At 57.7% G+C, this 15,495-nt stretch carries 17 protein-coding genes; 9 read left to right on the top strand and 8 right to left on the bottom strand.

The window, feature by feature from the left end; translation table 11 throughout:
- Positions 1–160: 160 nt before the first annotated feature.
- Positions 161–1,360 (bottom strand): tyrosine--tRNA ligase, encoded by a 1,200-nt coding sequence (gene tyrS / locus IAI51_RS26335; RefSeq protein WP_187681133.1) that lies wholly within the window; start codon positions 1,358–1,360, stop codon positions 161–163.
- Positions 1,361–1,572: 212 nt separating this feature from the next.
- Here tyrS and IAI51_RS26330 point away from each other — a divergent pair, with 212 nt between their 5' ends.
- A complete protein-coding gene (locus IAI51_RS26330) occupies positions 1,573–2,997 on the top strand; it encodes a peptidoglycan DD-metalloendopeptidase family protein (protein ID WP_187681131.1) in 1,425 nt (474 codons plus the stop codon).
- A gap of 3 nt (positions 2,998–3,000) precedes the next feature.
- Entirely contained in the window at positions 3,001–4,092 is a 1,092-nt protein-coding gene (locus IAI51_RS26325; protein ID WP_187681130.1) for an anhydro-N-acetylmuramic acid kinase, read from the top strand.
- A gap of 74 nt (positions 4,093–4,166) precedes the next feature.
- Here the strand turns inward: IAI51_RS26325 and erpA are convergent, their stop codons facing one another.
- Together erpA and argC are read right to left on the bottom strand one after the other, a co-directional pair.
- The gene (erpA, locus tag IAI51_RS26320; protein ID WP_003228776.1) at positions 4,167–4,517 is read right to left on the bottom strand and encodes an iron-sulfur cluster insertion protein ErpA; all 351 of its coding nucleotides are present in this window, start codon (positions 4,515–4,517) and stop codon (positions 4,167–4,169) included.
- 167 nt (positions 4,518–4,684) lie between these two features.
- Positions 4,685–5,722 carry an N-acetyl-gamma-glutamyl-phosphate reductase gene (gene argC / locus IAI51_RS26315; RefSeq protein WP_187681129.1) on the bottom strand — a complete coding sequence of 346 codons (1,038 nt, stop codon included), beginning with the start codon at positions 5,720–5,722 and terminating at the stop codon, positions 4,685–4,687.
- Positions 5,723–5,857: 135 nt separating this feature from the next.
- Here argC and hemJ point away from each other — a divergent pair, with 135 nt between their 5' ends.
- From hemJ to coq7, 6 genes are all read left to right on the top strand, one after another.
- Positions 5,858–6,286 carry a protoporphyrinogen oxidase HemJ gene (gene hemJ / locus IAI51_RS26310; RefSeq protein ID WP_187681128.1) on the top strand — a complete coding sequence of 143 codons (429 nt, stop codon included), beginning with the start codon at positions 5,858–5,860 and terminating at the stop codon, positions 6,284–6,286.
- 33 nt (positions 6,287–6,319) lie between these two features.
- Complete coding sequence (locus tag IAI51_RS26305) at positions 6,320–7,279, top strand: NAD(P)H-dependent flavin oxidoreductase (RefSeq protein WP_187681127.1); 960 nt, start codon at positions 6,320–6,322, stop codon at positions 7,277–7,279.
- A gap of 85 nt (positions 7,280–7,364) precedes the next feature.
- Entirely contained in the window at positions 7,365–8,321 is a 957-nt protein-coding gene (locus IAI51_RS26300) for a DUF805 domain-containing protein (RefSeq protein ID WP_187681132.1), read from the top strand.
- 61 nt (positions 8,322–8,382) lie between these two features.
- Complete coding sequence (locus IAI51_RS26295; RefSeq protein WP_034155108.1) at positions 8,383–9,171, top strand: SDR family NAD(P)-dependent oxidoreductase; 789 nt, start codon at positions 8,383–8,385, stop codon at positions 9,169–9,171.
- A gap of 80 nt (positions 9,172–9,251) precedes the next feature.
- The gene (locus IAI51_RS26290) at positions 9,252–9,590 is read left to right on the top strand and encodes a histidine triad nucleotide-binding protein (protein ID WP_053124353.1); all 339 of its coding nucleotides are present in this window, start codon (positions 9,252–9,254) and stop codon (positions 9,588–9,590) included.
- Between the two features lie 105 nt (positions 9,591–9,695).
- A complete protein-coding gene (gene coq7 / locus IAI51_RS26285; protein ID WP_123469224.1) occupies positions 9,696–10,343 on the top strand; it encodes a 2-polyprenyl-3-methyl-6-methoxy-1,4-benzoquinone monooxygenase in 648 nt (215 codons plus the stop codon).
- 117 nt (positions 10,344–10,460) lie between these two features.
- On the opposite strand, the gene speD is transcribed toward coq7, so the two are convergent.
- Together speD and IAI51_RS26275 are read right to left on the bottom strand one after the other, a co-directional pair.
- Positions 10,461–11,255 (bottom strand): adenosylmethionine decarboxylase, encoded by a 795-nt coding sequence (gene speD / locus IAI51_RS26280; protein ID WP_187681126.1) that lies wholly within the window; start codon positions 11,253–11,255, stop codon positions 10,461–10,463.
- A gap of 238 nt (positions 11,256–11,493) precedes the next feature.
- On the bottom strand, positions 11,494–11,916 hold the full coding sequence (locus IAI51_RS26275) for an OsmC family protein (RefSeq protein ID WP_187681125.1): 423 nt from the start codon (positions 11,914–11,916) through the stop codon (positions 11,494–11,496).
- Between the two features lie 236 nt (positions 11,917–12,152).
- Here IAI51_RS26275 and crp point away from each other — a divergent pair, with 236 nt between their 5' ends.
- Entirely contained in the window at positions 12,153–12,797 is a 645-nt protein-coding gene (gene crp / locus IAI51_RS26270) for a cAMP-activated global transcriptional regulator CRP (protein WP_123532372.1), read from the top strand.
- A 10-nt stretch (positions 12,798–12,807) separates the two neighbouring features.
- Here crp and IAI51_RS26265 read toward each other — a convergent pair whose 3' ends face one another.
- From IAI51_RS26265 to trpD, 3 genes are all read right to left on the bottom strand, one after another.
- Positions 12,808–13,509 carry a biotin/lipoate A/B protein ligase family protein gene (locus IAI51_RS26265; protein WP_187681124.1) on the bottom strand — a complete coding sequence of 234 codons (702 nt, stop codon included), beginning with the start codon at positions 13,507–13,509 and terminating at the stop codon, positions 12,808–12,810.
- Positions 13,510–13,607: 98 nt separating this feature from the next.
- Positions 13,608–14,444 carry an indole-3-glycerol phosphate synthase TrpC gene (gene trpC, locus IAI51_RS26260; protein ID WP_187681123.1) on the bottom strand — a complete coding sequence of 279 codons (837 nt, stop codon included), beginning with the start codon at positions 14,442–14,444 and terminating at the stop codon, positions 13,608–13,610.
- Positions 14,441–15,490 (bottom strand): anthranilate phosphoribosyltransferase, encoded by a 1,050-nt coding sequence (trpD, locus tag IAI51_RS26255; protein WP_187681122.1) that lies wholly within the window; start codon positions 15,488–15,490, stop codon positions 14,441–14,443. Before trpD ends, trpC begins: the two co-directional genes overlap by 4 nt.
- Positions 15,491–15,495: the final 5 nt, after the last annotated feature.

Here is a 15,495-nt window from a genome sequence, read left to right as displayed (position 1 = left end):
CACCGCTCTTTCAACTCCTTCCAGGCTTCGATGAACTGAAGCAACCCGCTATCGAAAACCGTATAACTCATTGAATCTCAAGGAGTTTTCCGTTTCGACTGCGCCGGAAGTGGGCGAATTATAGACTCCTAGAATTCGCCGTCAACCCCCAATCTCAACTTTATTCAGATTTCAGCGTAATTCGCGCAAACGCCTTCTTGCCAGCCTGGCAAACGTGGGTCGCACCCACTACATATATAAAGGAACGATCAACGACCTCACCATCTATACGCACACCACCGGAAGCGAGCAGATCGCGCGCCGCCGCAGAGTTCTTCACCAGCCCTGCTTTATTAAGGACGGCAGCAATCGGCATATCCTCAGCAGAAGCCAATTCGATTTCCGGCAGATCATCCGGCAGCTCACCATCCTTCATACGGTTACCCGCTGCACGATGAGCATTAGCCGCAGCCTCCTCACCATGGAAGCGCGCAACGATCTCTTCCGCCAGCTTGATCTTGATGTCACGCGGATTAGCACCCGCCTCCACATCAGCGCGGAACGCATTGATCTCATCCATGGAGCGAAAGCTGAGCAATTCGAAGTAGCGCCACATCAGCGCATCCGGAATCGAAACCAGCTTGCTGTACATGACACCCGGAGCTTCCTGAATGCCGACATAGTTGCCCAACGATTTGGACATCTTCTTGACGCCATCCAGCCCCTCGAGCAGCGGCATGGTCAGAATGCACTGAGCTTCTTGACCATAACCACGTTGCAGCTCGCGCCCCATCAGCAAGTTGAATTTCTGATCGGTACCGCCCAACTCGACGTCCGCACGCAGAGCGACCGAGTCATAACCCTGAACCAGCGGATAGAGGAACTCGTGAATAGCGATCGGCTGATTGGTGGTGTAGCGCTTGTCGAAGTCATCACGTTCAAGCATACGAGCGACGGTGTATTGCGAAGTCAGACGAATGAAGTCCGCTGGCCCCATCTGATCCATCCAGGTGGAGTTGAAAGCAACTTCGGTTTTCGCCGGATCAAGAATCTTGAAAACCTGAGTCTTGTAGGTTTCAGCGTTTTCCAGAACCTGCTCGCGCGTCAGCGGAGGACGAGTTGCGCTTTTGCCGCTTGGATCACCGATCATCCCGGTGAAATCACCTATAAGGAAGATCACCTGATGCCCCAGATCCTGGAACTGGCGCAGCTTATTAATAAGCACGGTGTGACCCAAGTGCAGATCCGGAGCGGTTGGATCGAAACCAGCCTTGATACGCAGCGGCTGGCCACGCTTGAGCTTCTCGATCAGCTCGGACTCAACCAACAGTTCTTCCGCACCACGTTTAATCAGCGCTAGCTGCTCTTCAACCGACTTCATAACAGACCCGCAAGGCTCAGATTCAAAGGGAACCAACCATACAAGATCGCGCACCAATTACAAGTTTTGCCCGGCGCACGGACACCAATCCACAGACGTGATGTCTGTAGACTTGCTTAAGAGATGATTTGGTTATATTTTATACAGTTATTTCATCTTCATCATGTCATTCATCTTTTCCAATTCATCACTATTCAAAGTCAAAATTACTTATGACCACTGAACCGTCTAAAGCGCCACCGCTTTACCCGAAGACCCACCTGCTCGCCGCAAGTGGTATCGCCGCCCTTCTCAGCCTGGCGCTCCTGGTATTTCCTTCCAGTGATGTTGAAGCCAAAAAGACGACCCTGAGCCTTGAACTGGAAAGTCCTGCTGAACAACTGACACAAGATCAAGACGCTGCTGACGCCGCTCAAGCCACAAATGAGCCAGTAGCCTCACCGTTTGCACAAATCGAAAACACAGAAGAAAACGCTCCGCAAACCGCGGAAGCCAAACCTGCGCCCGAACCTCTCGCGGAAAAACCGAAAGCGCCAGGTCACCGGGAAGTCGTCGTTTCCAAGGGCGATACGCTTTCGACACTGTTCGAAAAAGTCGGCCTTCCAGCCACAGCCGTGCATGAAATACTGGCCAGCGACAAGCAAGCCAAACAGTTCAGCCAGCTCAAACGCGGCCAGAAGCTCGAATTTGAACTGAACCCGGAAGGCCAGCTCACCAGCCTGCACAGCAAGGTCAGCGATCTTGAAACCATCACGCTGACCAAGAATGACAAGGGTTACGCCTTCAATCGTGTAACCGCAAAACCTACCGTTCGTACCGCTTACGTTCACGGAGTGATCAACAGCTCGTTGTCACAGTCCGCTGCGCGTGCAGGCCTCTCTCACAGCCTGACCATGGATATGGCCAGCGTATTCGGCTATGACGTCGACTTCGCACAAGACATCCGCCAGGGTGACGAATTCGATGTGATCTACGAACAGAAAGTGGTCAACGGTAAAGCTGTTGGCAATGGCCCGATCCTGTCCGCCCGCTTCACCAACCGCGGCAAGACCTACACCGCCGTGCGTTACACCAACAAGCAAGGCAACAGCAGCTATTACACGGCCGACGGCAATAGCATGCGCAAGGCGTTCATCCGAACGCCGGTGGACTTTGCCCGCATCAGCTCGAAGTTCTCCATGGGCCGCAAACACCCTATCCTCAACAAGATCCGCGCGCACAAAGGCGTTGATTACGCTGCGCCACGCGGCACGCCAATCAAGGCTGCCGGTGACGGCAAAGTGCTGCTGGCCGGCCGTCGTGGCGGTTACGGCAACACTGTGATCATCCAGCACGGCAACACCTACCGCACGCTATACGGCCACATGCAAGGCTTCGCCAAAGGCGTGAAAACCGGCGGCACGGTCAAGCAAGGCCAAGTAATCGGTTTCATTGGCACGACAGGGCTGTCCACCGGACCGCACTTGCACTATGAGTTCCAGGTCAACGGTGTTCATGTCGATCCACTGGGCCAGAAGTTGCCAATGGCCGATCCGATTGCCAAAGCAGAACGTGCACGCTTCATGGCTCAGAGCCAGCCGTTGATGGCGCGTATGGATCAAGAGAAGGCCACCATGCTGGCTTCGAGCAAGCGTTAAGCCATGGCCCTTTATATCGGTGTGATGTCCGGAACCAGCCTCGACGGCCTGGACATTGCCCTGATCGAACAGACCTCGGCGATAAACCTGATCGCCACGCACTACATTCCCATGCCTGAAAACCTGCGCGCCGAGCTGCTGGGCTTGTGCGCCAGCGGCCCTGACGAGATCGCCCGCTCGGCGATAGCCCAGCAGAACTGGGTGGAGCTTGCCGCACAGGGCATTCGCACCCTCCTCGACCAGCAACAGCTCAAACCGGGGGCGATTCGCGCGATTGGCAGCCACGGCCAGACTATTCGCCATGAACCGGCTCGAGGTTTCACCATACAGATCGGTAATCCTGCCCTGCTGACCGAGCTGACGGGCATCACAGTTGTCAGCGACTTCCGCAGTCGCGATGTCGCTGCCGGTGGTCAAGGTGCCCCTCTGGTGCCCGCCTTCCATGAAGCTTTGTTCGAAGAGCGTACCGGTAACCAGGCTGTCCTGAATGTCGGCGGCTTCAGCAATCTCAGTCTGATAGAGCCGACCAAGGCTGTAGCCGGTTTCGACTGCGGGCCGGGGAATGTGCTGATGGATGCCTGGATTCACCAGCAACGCGTTGAAAACTACGATTGCAATGGCCAGTGGGCCGCTACCGGTACCGTTGAGCCAACGCTGCTGAAAGCATTGCTCAGTGATCCGTTCTTCATGACCAAGGGCCCGAAAAGTACCGGCCGAGAAGTGTTCAACCTGCCTTGGCTGGAGCAGCACCTCTCACGTCTGCCAGCCTTCCCTGCTGAAAACGTACAGGCCACGCTGCTCGAGCTGACAGCGTTGACCGTCGTCGAGTCGCTGCAAAGCGCTCAAACGGATACTCAAGAGCTGTTGGTCTGTGGCGGCGGCGCACACAACGCCACATTGATGAAGCGATTGGCTGATCTGCTGCCGAACGCAAAAGTCGCCAGCACCGCCACCCACGGTGTTGATCCGGACTGGGTTGAAGCCATGGCGTTCGCCTGGCTGGCCCATTGCTGCCTCGAAGGTATCGCCGCCAACCGGCCAAGTGTCACTGGCGCCAAAGGGCTGCGCGTACTCGGCGCCATCTACCCCAACTAAACAAAACGCTGACAACAAAAAACGCCGCAGAACCCAAGGCTCTGCGGCGTTTTAATGTGTGCAGCGAAGTGCGATCAGATCGAGAACGAAGAGCCGCAACCACAAGTCGTGGTGGCGTTCGGGTTCTTGATCACGAAGCGCGAACCTTCCAGACCTTCCTGGTAGTCCACTTCTGCACCGGCCAGGTACTGGAAACTCATCGGATCAACCACCAGGCTCACGCCTTCGCGCTCGACGATGGTGTCATCCTCAGCCACATCTTCATCGAAGGTGAAACCGTACTGAAACCCTGAACAACCGCCGCCCGTAACGAATACGCGCAGCTTCAAGCGATCATTCCCCTCTTCATCGACCAGGCTCTTCACCTTGTGCGCAGCACCTTGGGTGAATTGCAAAGCCGTGGGGGTGAAGGATTCGACGCTCATGCTGACTATCTCCCGGCGTTACGCCGCCATAATGCGTGATGACGCGCATTATCCGCTTGTCCGAGAAAATCGGTCAACTATTGTTACGGTATATCAATAAACCCGACCAGCTGTTCAGAATGCAAAAAGGCCCGTTTGACGGGCCTTTTTGTGTGTCGGATTAAGTGTTACGGCAGCATGCCGGCATGGGACAGACCCAAGCGCTCATCCAGACCAAACAGGATGTTCATGTTCTGCACAGCCTGACCCGACGCGCCTTTGACCAGATTGTCGATCACCGACAACACCACCACCAGATCGCCATCCTGCGGACGGTGAACCGCAATGCGGCAAACGTTGGCGCCACGCACGCTGCGGGTTTCCGGATGGCTGCCGGCTGGCATTACATCGACGAACGGTTCGTTGGCATAACGCTTTTCAAACAGCGCCTGCAGATCCACCGAGCGATCAACCACGGTCGCGTAAAGCGTGGAGTGAATGCCACGGATCATCGGCGTCAGATGCGGGACGAATGTCAGACCAACATCCTTGCCGCCCGCTGCGCGACGCAGACCCTGGCGAATTTCCGGCAGGTGACGGTGACCTTTCACCGCGTAAGCCTTCATGCTTTCCGACGTCTCCGAGTACAGGGAGCCTACAGCCGCACCGCGACCGGCACCGCTGACACCGGATTTGCAGTCGGCGATCAGACGCGAAGCATCAGCCAGACCCGCTTCAAGCAGCGGCAAGAAACCCAACTGAGTAGCGGTCGGATAGCAACCTGGCACCGCGATCAGGCGAGCCTTTTTGATCTGCTCACGATTGACTTCCGGCAAACCGTAAACCGCTTCGTCCAGCAGCTCCGGCGCACCGTGCGGCTGACCGTACCATTTGGCCCACTCCTCGGCGTCTTGCAGACGGAAGTCCGCCGACAGATCGATAACCTTGGTGCCCGCCGCCAGCAGTTCACCTGCCAAAGCGTGAGCGACACCGTGCGGTGTGGCGAAGAACACCACGTCACAGGCGCCCAAGGTCTTGATGTCCGGCACGCTGAAGGCCAGGCCGTTGTAGTGGCCGCGCAGGTTGGGGTACATGTCAGCCACGGCCAGACCGGCCTCGGATCGGGAAGTGATCACCACCACTTCTGCCTGCGGATGCTGTGCCAACAGACGCAGCAGTTCGACACCGGTGTAACCCGTGCCGCCGACGATACCGACCTTGACCATAAACCTGCCCTCAACGAACCCACTGGAAAGCCGTCGATAATAGGGGCCACGCGCCCCTGCGACAACCGTCAAGGTGACGCGCGGACGCTCAAGCCTCTACTATCCGGCTTACCGTGAATAAGGGAATAACTAAAAATGCTCTATCTGTGGATCAAAGCGTTTCACATCGTCAGCGTCGTTTGCTGGTTTGCCGGCCTGTTTTACCTGCCGCGACTGTTCGTTTATCACGCGCAAAGTGAAGACACGGTCAGCAAAGAACGCTTCAGCGTCATGGAGCGCAAGCTGTATCGCGGCATCATGGGCCCGGCAATGATCGCCACGCTGATCTTCGGCGGCTGGCTGATCTATCTCAACCCGGGCATCTTCAGCATGGGCGGCTGGATTCACGCCAAACTGACCCTGGTCGTCTTGCTGATCGGTTACCACCATATGTGCGGCGCACAGGTAAAACGCTTCGCCCGTGGCGAGAACACCCGCAGCCATGTCTTTTATCGCTGGTTCAATGAAGTGCCGGTTCTGATATTGCTGGCTATCGTAATTCTGGTCGTGGTCAAGCCGTTCTAACTTTAATAAGTCAATCACTTCGGGGTACTTCCAATGTCGCTGCCCGCTTTGCTCGCACAACGTCTGCGCCTGCCTGTGGTGGCTGCGCCGATGTTCCTGATTTCCAACCCTGAACTGGTGCTGGCCTGCTGCCGCAATGGCGTGGTCGGCAGTTTTCCCGCGCTGAACCAGCGCGAAAGCAGCGGGTTCAAGGCTTGGCTGGAACAGATCGAAGCGGGCCTCGCGGCGCTGGACAACCCCGCGCCGTACGCGGTGAACCTCATCGTGCACAACAGTAATCCACGCTTGCAGGCGGATCTGGCCATTTGCGTGGAGCACAAGGTGCCGATCGTTATCACCAGCCTCGGCGCGGTGAAGGAACTGGTCGATGCAGTGCACAGTTATGGCGGTCTGGTCTTCCACGATGTCACCACCCGCCGGCATGCCGAGAAGGCCGCCGAGGCTGGTGTCGACGGTCTGATTGCGGTCGCGGCCGGGGCCGGTGGCCATGCCGGCACCTGGAGTCCGTTTGCGCTGATCGCCGAGATTCGCGAGTTCTTCGACAAAACCCTGCTGCTTGCAGGATGTCTTAACCACGGCCATGAGATTCTCGCCGCACAGATGCTCGGCGCGGATTTGGCCTACTTCGGTACGCGCTTTATCGGCACCACCGAAAGTCATGCACCTGACGCCTACAAGGAGATGCTGCTGACAGCCAAAGCGGCCGACATCATCCATACTCCAGCGGTGTCGGGAGTGCCGGCCAGTTTCATGCGGCAAAGCCTGGAGGCGGCCGGTTTCGACATGGCAGCGCTACAAGGTAAAGGCGAAGTGAATTTTGGCGACAAGCTCAAACCGATCAGCGATGAAGCCAAAGCCTGGAAGACCGTGTGGTCAGCCGGGCAAGGTGTGGGGCAGATAGACGATCTGCCAGGCGTGGATCAGTTGATCGCTCGACTCGATGCTGAATATCGTCAGGCACAGGAACGCGCAGCACAGCTGCCGAAACGCTGACCAAGGTAAAAATCAAGCCAGTCGCTCATGGACTGGCCTTACACTAACGACCTTTCATTCTCTTCGCGACAAGGATGCCTCGGCCATGAGCGAACCCCGTTACAAGATCGTTTTCGACGGTGCTCTACAGCCCGGTGTCGATATCACCACTGCCAAGCTCAATCTGGCGGATTTGTTCAAAAGCGATGTTGCAGCCATCGAGCGACTGTTCAATGGCAGCACCGTGGCGCTTAAGCGTGATCTGTCGCACAGCGATGCGCAGACTTATCTGCAGGCATTGAGCAAAACCGGGATTGACGCACGGATCGAATCTGACACGGCCATCGAGCTGAATCTGTCGGACGTCCACGAGCACTCCCCCGCTCCCGCCTACGCGGAACCGAACTCACCGTATGCGCCACCCCGCGCCAGTGTTGGTGAAAACCTTCCGGCATTCGCCGTGCTCAAACCGTTAAGCGTCGAAGGCCGGATCGGACGTCTGCGCTTCCTGGCCTGGACGATGGTCGTGACGCTGGTAAGCCTGCCAATTCTCAGCATTTTTGCGCTGATCGCCGTCGGCCTTGTCAGTTCCGACTCCACCAGCGGCCTGATCATCGGCGGCCTCATCGCGGCCATTCTGGGTTTGGCGCTCATCATCATCAGCATTTTGTTCACCGTTCAACGCCTGCACGATATCGGCTGGTCCGGCTGGCTCTGGCTGCTGAATCTTGTCCCGTTGGTGGGCAGCATCTTTCCTTTTGTGATCATGATTGTGCCGGGCAATACCGGTGCCAACCGCTACGGGCCACCACCTCCGCCCAACAGCACAGCAGTCAAGGTGCTGTGCTCTCTGTGGATCGTATTCATCGGGCTGTTTTTCGTAGGTGGAATGCTCGGCGGGATCTCCGCCATTCAGCAGGAATACGAAACCAGCCTCGAAAGCAGCTACGACAGCGGCTCGGTAACTACCGATGAAATCGACGTCGAGGTCGAACCGGCAGCGAATTCCGCCGACGATGCAGCCGAAGCGGCGCAGGCCCCTGTAGACTCTGCGAAAGAATGAACAGCGCTCCCCGCCGTGACACCTGCGTCGCTGGCGCGGAGCTGTTGCGATGGAGAAATGCATGACCCGTTACGCTCTGATCACTGGCGCCTCCAGCGGTATCGGCCTGGCCATGGCCGAAGCGCTGGCCCGGCGCGGCCGCAGCCTGATTCTGGTGGCACGACAGCGTGATCAGCTGGAAAGTATTGCGATCGAGTTGACCCAGCGCTTCGGCGTCGAGGTGCTGTTTCGCGCCTGCGACCTCGGTGAGCCGTTGCGCCTGTCCGGCTTTTTGCTGGAACTGGAAGAAGGTGACCGGCAGATCGATCTGTTGGTGAACTGCGCCGGCATTGGCACCTGTGGTCCATTCCTGGCTCAGGACTGGATGACCGAGCAGGACTTGATCGAGGTGAACATCCTCGCCCTCACCCGTTTGTGCCATGCGATCGGCAACAGCATGGCGCTGCAAGGCGGTGGGCAGATTCTCAACGTTGCCTCGGTAGCGGCGTTCAACCCCGGCCCGTGGATGAGCACCTATTACGCCAGCAAGGCCTATGTGCTGCACTTCTCCGAAGCACTGCGAGTTGAACTCAAACAGAGCGCGGTGAAGGTTTCAGTGCTCTGCCCCGGCCCGACCCGCACGGCGTTTTTCCGCACCGCGCAGTTGAACAGCGACAAACTCAAAGACAGCAAGTTGCTGATGAGCCCCGAAGAGGTCGCGCTGTACACCGTGCGTGCGCTCGACAAGAACCGCGCAATCATTATTCCGGGACGACGCAACCGCTGGTTCGCGTTTCTGCCGCGACTGGGTTCGCGCTGGCTCAACCGCACCATCGTCGGCATGGTCAACAAGGCTTACTGCCCGCGCTGAACTGTCCTACGGCAAAACACTGGGCGGGTTCTTTCCCCATGAGTACACTCAGACCAGCCCACACCACGGAGAAAACAGCAGTGGATACTCTGTTCACCAAGATCATCAACCGGGAAATCCCGGCCAAGATCATCTACGAGGACGACCAGGTTCTGGCGTTCCACGACATCGCACCTCAGGCGCCAGTGCACTTTCTGGTGATCCCGAAAAAACCGGTGCGCACCCTCAATGACCTGACCGAAGACGACAAGGCATTGGCCGGGCACATTCTTTTCACAGCCCAGCGTCTGGCGCTGGAGCTGGGCTGCGAAGACGGCTTCCGGGTGGTGATGAACTGCAATGAGAAAGGTGGGCAGACCGTCTACCACATTCATATGCACGTACTCGGTCAGCGCCAGATGAACTGGCCGCCGGGCTGATCCGCGGCAAATCTGTGGGAGCGCCCTGCTCCCACATGACCCAGCGCAAACGCTCCCCGGCCGATTCGGTTAAACTGGCCGCCGAGATTCTTCCCGGAGGTCAGCATGACTACCCAACGTCACTACTCGCCGATTGACCGTCTTCTGCTGCAAGCCGATGCCGCGATGCGTACCTTGCTGCCCTTCAGCGGCCAGCCATACCGTCCGTCGCCAGCGATTCTGCAGCCAGACACGCAGATGAGCGACGAAGACACTCGCCACGTCGCCGGCCTGATGCGTATCAACCATACCGGCGAAGTCTGTGCCCAGGCGCTGTATCAAGGGCAGGCCCTGACCGCCAAGCTGCCGCAGGTGCGCGAAGCCATGGAGCACGCAGCCGAAGAAGAGATCGATCATCTGGTCTGGTGCGAACAACGCCTTCACCAGTTGGGCAGCCATACCAGCGTTCTCAATCCGCTGTTCTACGGCATGTCGTTCGGGATTGGCGCGGTGGCCGGGCTGATCAGCGACAAGGTCAGCCTCGGGTTTGTCGCAGCGACCGAGCATCAGGTGTGCAAACACTTGAACGAGCATCTGGAACAACTTCCGGCCGAGGACGAGAAGTCCCGGGCGATTCTGGAGCAGATGCGTATTGATGAGGAGCATCATGCGGAGAGCGCGCTGGATGCTGGCGGCTTCCGTTTTCCGGCGCCGGTGAAGTTCGGGATGAGTCTGTTGGCGAAGGTTATGACCAAGAGTACTTATCGGATCTGAAGCTTTAGAGGCTTTAAGGGCATCACCGCTAGTAGGCTCACTCCTACAGGGTTATGTGTTTGCGCGATAAAAAAGGCGACTACCACTAAGTAGTCGCCTTTTTTGCGCTTGGATTTCTTACGTCGGCATGTTCCGCGCGTAGAAAATTTCGAGCATTTCGTGTTTCACACGCTCAGTCACTTGAGCGCGCTGCTCAGGAGACAGGCTGCTGGTGGCGTCGCCGAACAGGTAGTTGTCCAGTTCGAAGTCCTTCAGCAGCATTTTGGTGTGGAACAGATTTTCCTGGTACACGTTCACGTCGGTCATCTGGTACGCGTCGCGGGTGTCTTCGGACAGGTAGTTCTGAATCGAATTGATCTCGTGGTCGATGAAGTGTTTGTTGCCTTCAACATCACGGGTGAAACCACGCACACGGTAATCCACAGTCACAATGTCCGAATCGAACTGGTGAATGAGGAAATTGAGCGCTTTAAGCGGTGAAATGACACCACACGTCGACACATCGATGTCCACACGGAAGGTGGCAATGCCGTCGTCCGGGTGGATTTCCGGATAGGTGTGAACGGTGATGTGGCTCTTGTCGAGGTGAGCCAGGATGATTTCAGGCAACGGGCCCGGGGACTCTTCAATCTGGCTTTCAGTCGGGGTTACCGGCTCTTCAGAAATCAGAATCGTGACACTGGCGCCCTGAGGTTCATAGTCCTGACTGGCAATGTTCAGGATGTTGGCACCAATGATTTCGACAACTTCGGTGAGAATCTGCGTCAGGCGTTTCGCGTTGTACTCTTGATTGATGTACTCGACGTAAGCCTGCTGGTCTTGCGGGGTTTCCGCGTAGCAGATGTCATAGATGTTGAAGCTCAAGGTCTTTGTCAGGTTATTGAACCCGTGGAGCTTGAGTTTGCTTTTCACCGTTGAAAACTCTCTGTGTATGCGGCCCGGCCGCGTGATCAAGCATGCCCGTCAAGTGCGAACAACGCACCTGCGTAGGACGGTCAACACCTCTTCGCGATGGCGATTTTGGTTATCTGTTCAGGCGGATGACACGGCGGTTGACCGATCACCGCCCTGAAAAAAGTCGCGCATTATGCAGACGTCAGGAGGGGGATCCCCAGAGTCTGCACTGCTTTTATGATAGTTGAATGTCGGTTCAACCGAGTTCGATGATTTCGTAATCGTGGGTGATCGCCACGCCAGCCGCACCGAGCATGATCGAGGCCGAGCAATACTTCTCGGCGGACAGTTCGATGGCGCGCTTGACCTGGGCTTCTTTCAGGCCACGGCCTTTGACCACGAAATGCATGTGGATCTTGGTAAACACTTTCGGATCTTCGGTTGCGCGCTCGGCTTCGAGGAAGGCTTCACAGCTTTCAACAGCATGGCGCGATTTCTTCAGAATGCTGACCACGTCGAAGTTGCTGCAACCGCCGACGCCCAGCAGGAGCATTTCCATCGGGCGAACACCCAGATTACGACCACCGGCGTCCGGCGGACCGTCCATGACCACGACATGGCCACTGCCGGATTCGCCGAGGAACATGGCTTCGCCAGCCCATTGGATGCGTGCCTTCATCGCCCAGACTCCACTGTAAAAAAAGGGTCGCCAGCTTAGCACAGGGTTTTGCTCTGACAGCGCGACTGTTCCTAGGACGGATGCCCCAAATGCGTAGGTAATTTCTCGAATTTTCGACGAAGTGTCTGGTAAGCTGGCGCCAATTCGCTGGCGCCCCATGCCAGCCGTGTAGCGACCGCCTTCAGCGCCTCATAAAAAAATCAAACATCACCGTGCAGTCTTTTCGGGATACAACCATGGTTGCTATTACCCCCACACCCAAAATCAAGAACCTCGACAAGCTGTTGATGCATTGCCAACGTCGCCGCCATGCGGCCAAGAGCAACATCATTTGCGCTGGCGATCGTTCGGACACGCTGTACTTCATCATCAAGGGCTCGGTAACGATCCTGATCGAGGATGACGACGGCCGCGAGATGATCATCGCGTATCTCAACGCCGGGGATTTCTTTGGTGAACTGGGACTGTTCGAGCAGGCTGGTCAGGAGCAGCAGCGCAGCGCCTGGGTGCGGGCCAAGGTCGAGTGTGAGACTGCGGAAATCAGCTACGCGAAATTCCGCGAATTATCGCAGCAGGATCCGGACATTCTTTACGTGCTCAGCGGACAAATCGCACAACGCCTGCGCAATACCACGCGCAAGGTCGGCGATCTGGCGTTCTTCGACGTTACCGGTCGCGTGGCTCGTTGCCTGCTGGAACTGTGCAAACAGCCGGACGCGATGACCCACCCCGACGGCATGCAGATCAAGGTGACCCGTCAGGAAATCGGGCGGATTGTCGGGTGTTCGCGGGAGATGGTCGGTCGCGTTCTCAAGGATCTTGAGGAACGCAACCTGGTCAATGTGAAGGGCAAGACCATGGTGGTCTTCGGTACACGTTAAACGCGAACGCTTAAACGCTGTACATCTGCGCCAGCATTAAACGAAACAACTCATCGAGACGCGCCAAGGCCTGTGGCGCGTTGAATTTTTCATGCAGGGCAATGTGGCTTTGCGCGCGTACCCGCTGCTCCAGACCACAGGCTTCGTTGAAGCGATTGACCGCTGCCACCATCGAATCCCGCTCGTTATCCATCAGCATCGCACCGTGTACCAAACCCACCGGACGCTGTCCGCCCTGACTCTGGCGCCAGCGCTGGGCGGTGCCGACCATTTTGCGGCCGTCGAGGTTGACGTTGAAGCGACCGTCGCAAAACGCGCCCTCGATTTCTCCCAATGACGAAGTGCCGCCCAACTCATCCAGCAATTGGCAGATCGGATCGCACAGACGGCGGTAGCCGGTTTCGATGCGGTTGAGATCGCCTTCGCTGCGAGGCGGTGCGTAAACCAGTGCGATATTGATGGTCGCGGCCGATTGCGGGACCGGTTCGCCGCCGGTTTCGCGCAGCAGCACCGTCCAGCCGGCGGCGGCAGAGACTTCGCAGGCGTGTTCGAATCCGGGTAGGCGGTTCAAGCGGCGAGGCATGACCAGAGCGCGGTCGCTGGGCTGCCAGAATAGAAGGCCGAATTCGGCGTCGCCGGCACAGATCGAGCCCAGCAAGTCCTGTTCGGCTTGCAGGCCGGCTTCGATGGTCAGGGAGGTTGGCAGCGGCATAGCGGACTCCGGCAGATCTGGAATCTTTAGGGAACTGGCTGGCCTCTTCGCGGGTAAGCCCGCTCCCACAGGGGGCGCGGGTACCTGTGAAGGAGTGATCAGTCGAGGGTCGAACCACTCACCGAAACACCGCGCTCCGGGAAGAATAATCGTTGCAGCTCAGTACCCGGGCTTTCGGCGCGCATGAACGCCTCACCGACCAGGAACGCATACACGTCGCTGATCTCCATCAGCTCGACATCGGCACGGTTGAGGATGCCACTCTCAGTGATTACCAGACGATCACGCGGAATACGCGGCAGTAGATCGAGGGTGGTTTCCAGGCTGACGTCGAAGGTATGCAGGTTACGGTTGTTGACCCCGACCAGTGGCGTGTCGAGGGTTTTCAACGCGCGCTCGAGCTCATCGCCGTCGTGCACTTCCACCAGTACATCGAGACCAACGCCTTTTGCCACGGAAGCCAACTCGGCCATTTTCACGTCGTCCAGCGCGGAGACGATCAACAACACACAGTCGGCGCCCAGCGCACGGGCTTCGACGATCTGGTATGGATCGATCATGAAGTCCTTGCGGATCACCGGCAGCTTGCACGCGGCACGGGCCTGCTGCAGGTAGGCATCGGCGCCCTGGAAGTAATCGATATCAGTCAGCACCGAGAGACAGGTTGCCCCGCCCTTCTCGTAGCTTTTGGCGATGTCGGCGGGAACAAAGTTCTCGCGGATCACACCTTTGCTTGGCGAAGCCTTTTTGATTTCGGCAATCACCGCCGGTTGTTTTTTCTTGGCCTGCGCCAGCAAAGCCTGGGCGAAACCACGGGGTGCATCGGCCGCCTTGGCCAGACTTTCCAGCTCGCTCAGGCTCACACGAGCGCTACGCTCGGCGACTTCCTGAACTTTGCGCGCCAGAATGTTTTCCAGAACCGTCGGTACACTCATCCCTCATTCTCCACTTTGAATACCGCGGTAAAGGCACCCAGCTCCTCGAGTTTTTCCCGAGCGAGGCCGGTGTGCAGGGCGTCGTGCGCAAGCTCCACGCCCTGTTTCAAACTGCTGGCTACGTCGGCGGCGTACAGCGCTGCACCGGCGTTTAGCACAATCATCTCGGCAGCTTTCTGGCCGTTTTCAGTCTTGCGCTTGCCCAGCGCATCGCGAATCAACGCCAACGAAGCTTCCGGGCCGTCGACCGACAGGCCGTGCAGGCTCTGGCTCTTCATGCCCAGATCTTCCGGCTCGACCCAATACTCGGTGATCTCGTTGTTTTTCAGCTCGGCAACAAAAGTCGGCGCCGCCAGACTGAATTCGTCCAGACCGTCCTTCGAATGCACTACCAGCACATGCTTGCTACCCAGACGCTGCAAGACTTCAGCCAACGGGCGGCACAACGCCTGATTGAACACACCCACCACCTGATGTTTAACACCGGCCGGATTCGTAAGCGGGCCGAGCATGTTGAACAGCGTACGCAGGCCGAGATCGCGGCGCGGGCCGGCGGCGTACTTCATGGCTTTGTGGTGTGTCTGGGCGAACATGAAACCGATGCCGACGTTGTCGATGCAACGGGCGACCTGCACCGGCGTCAGGTTGAGGTAGATGCCGGCGGCTTCCAGCAAGTCGGCACTGCCACTCTTGCCCGAGACCGCGCGGTTGCCGTGCTTGGCCACGGTGCAACCCGCCGCTGCAACGACAAAAGAAGAAGCGGTGGATACGTTGAAAATATTCGCACCGTCACCGCCGGTGCCAACCACATCGACCACGCCGTCGAGGGTCTTGAGTTCGACCTGATCGGCCAGCTCACGCATCACCGATACCGCGCCGACGATTTCGTCGATGCTCTCGCTCTTCATGCGCATGGCCATCATGAACGCGCCGATCTGTGCCTCGGTGCACTGGCCGGTCATGATTTCGCGCATCACATCGCGCATTTCATCGGTGCTGAGGTCGAGGTGGTCGACGATACGGCCCAGGGCTGTCTTGATATTCATGGGAA

This window comes from Pseudomonas sp. N40(2020), from assembly GCF_014472415.1.
GTDB lineage: Bacteria > Pseudomonadota > Gammaproteobacteria > Pseudomonadales > Pseudomonadaceae > Aquipseudomonas.
The sequence above is the reverse complement of the archived record's forward strand: the minus strand, read 5'-3'. Positions and strand labels throughout refer to the sequence as shown.

Excerpts from the sequence above, each read along its gene's own strand:
- IAI51_RS26300 (WP_187681132.1), top strand. The coding sequence starts at position 7,365 with ATGAGCGAACCCCGTTACAAGATCGTTTTCGACGGTGCTCTACAGCCC.
- IAI51_RS26325 (WP_187681130.1), top strand. The coding sequence starts at position 3,001 with ATGGCCCTTTATATCGGTGTGATGTCCGGAACCAGCCTCGACGGCCTG.
- tyrS (WP_187681133.1), bottom strand. The coding sequence starts at position 1,360 with ATGAAGTCGGTTGAAGAGCAGCTAGCGCTGATTAAACGTGGTGCGGAA.
- hemJ (WP_187681128.1), top strand. The coding sequence starts at position 5,858 with ATGCTCTATCTGTGGATCAAAGCGTTTCACATCGTCAGCGTCGTTTGC.
- IAI51_RS26330 (WP_187681131.1), top strand. The coding sequence starts at position 1,573 with ATGACCACTGAACCGTCTAAAGCGCCACCGCTTTACCCGAAGACCCAC.
- IAI51_RS26295 (WP_034155108.1), top strand. The coding sequence starts at position 8,383 with ATGACCCGTTACGCTCTGATCACTGGCGCCTCCAGCGGTATCGGCCTG.
- IAI51_RS26265 (WP_187681124.1), bottom strand. The coding sequence starts at position 13,509 with ATGCCGCTGCCAACCTCCCTGACCATCGAAGCCGGCCTGCAAGCCGAA.
- argC (WP_187681129.1), bottom strand. The coding sequence starts at position 5,722 with ATGGTCAAGGTCGGTATCGTCGGCGGCACGGGTTACACCGGTGTCGAA.
- IAI51_RS26305 (WP_187681127.1), top strand. The coding sequence starts at position 6,320 with ATGTCGCTGCCCGCTTTGCTCGCACAACGTCTGCGCCTGCCTGTGGTG.
- IAI51_RS26275 (WP_187681125.1), bottom strand. The coding sequence starts at position 11,916 with ATGAAGGCACGCATCCAATGGGCTGGCGAAGCCATGTTCCTCGGCGAA.
- crp (WP_123532372.1), top strand. The coding sequence starts at position 12,153 with ATGGTTGCTATTACCCCCACACCCAAAATCAAGAACCTCGACAAGCTG.
- coq7 (WP_123469224.1), top strand. The coding sequence starts at position 9,696 with ATGACTACCCAACGTCACTACTCGCCGATTGACCGTCTTCTGCTGCAA.
- trpD (WP_187681122.1), bottom strand. The coding sequence starts at position 15,490 with ATGAATATCAAGACAGCCCTGGGCCGTATCGTCGACCACCTCGACCTC.
- erpA (WP_003228776.1), bottom strand. The coding sequence starts at position 4,517 with ATGAGCGTCGAATCCTTCACCCCCACGGCTTTGCAATTCACCCAAGGT.
- trpC (WP_187681123.1), bottom strand. The coding sequence starts at position 14,444 with ATGAGTGTACCGACGGTTCTGGAAAACATTCTGGCGCGCAAAGTTCAG.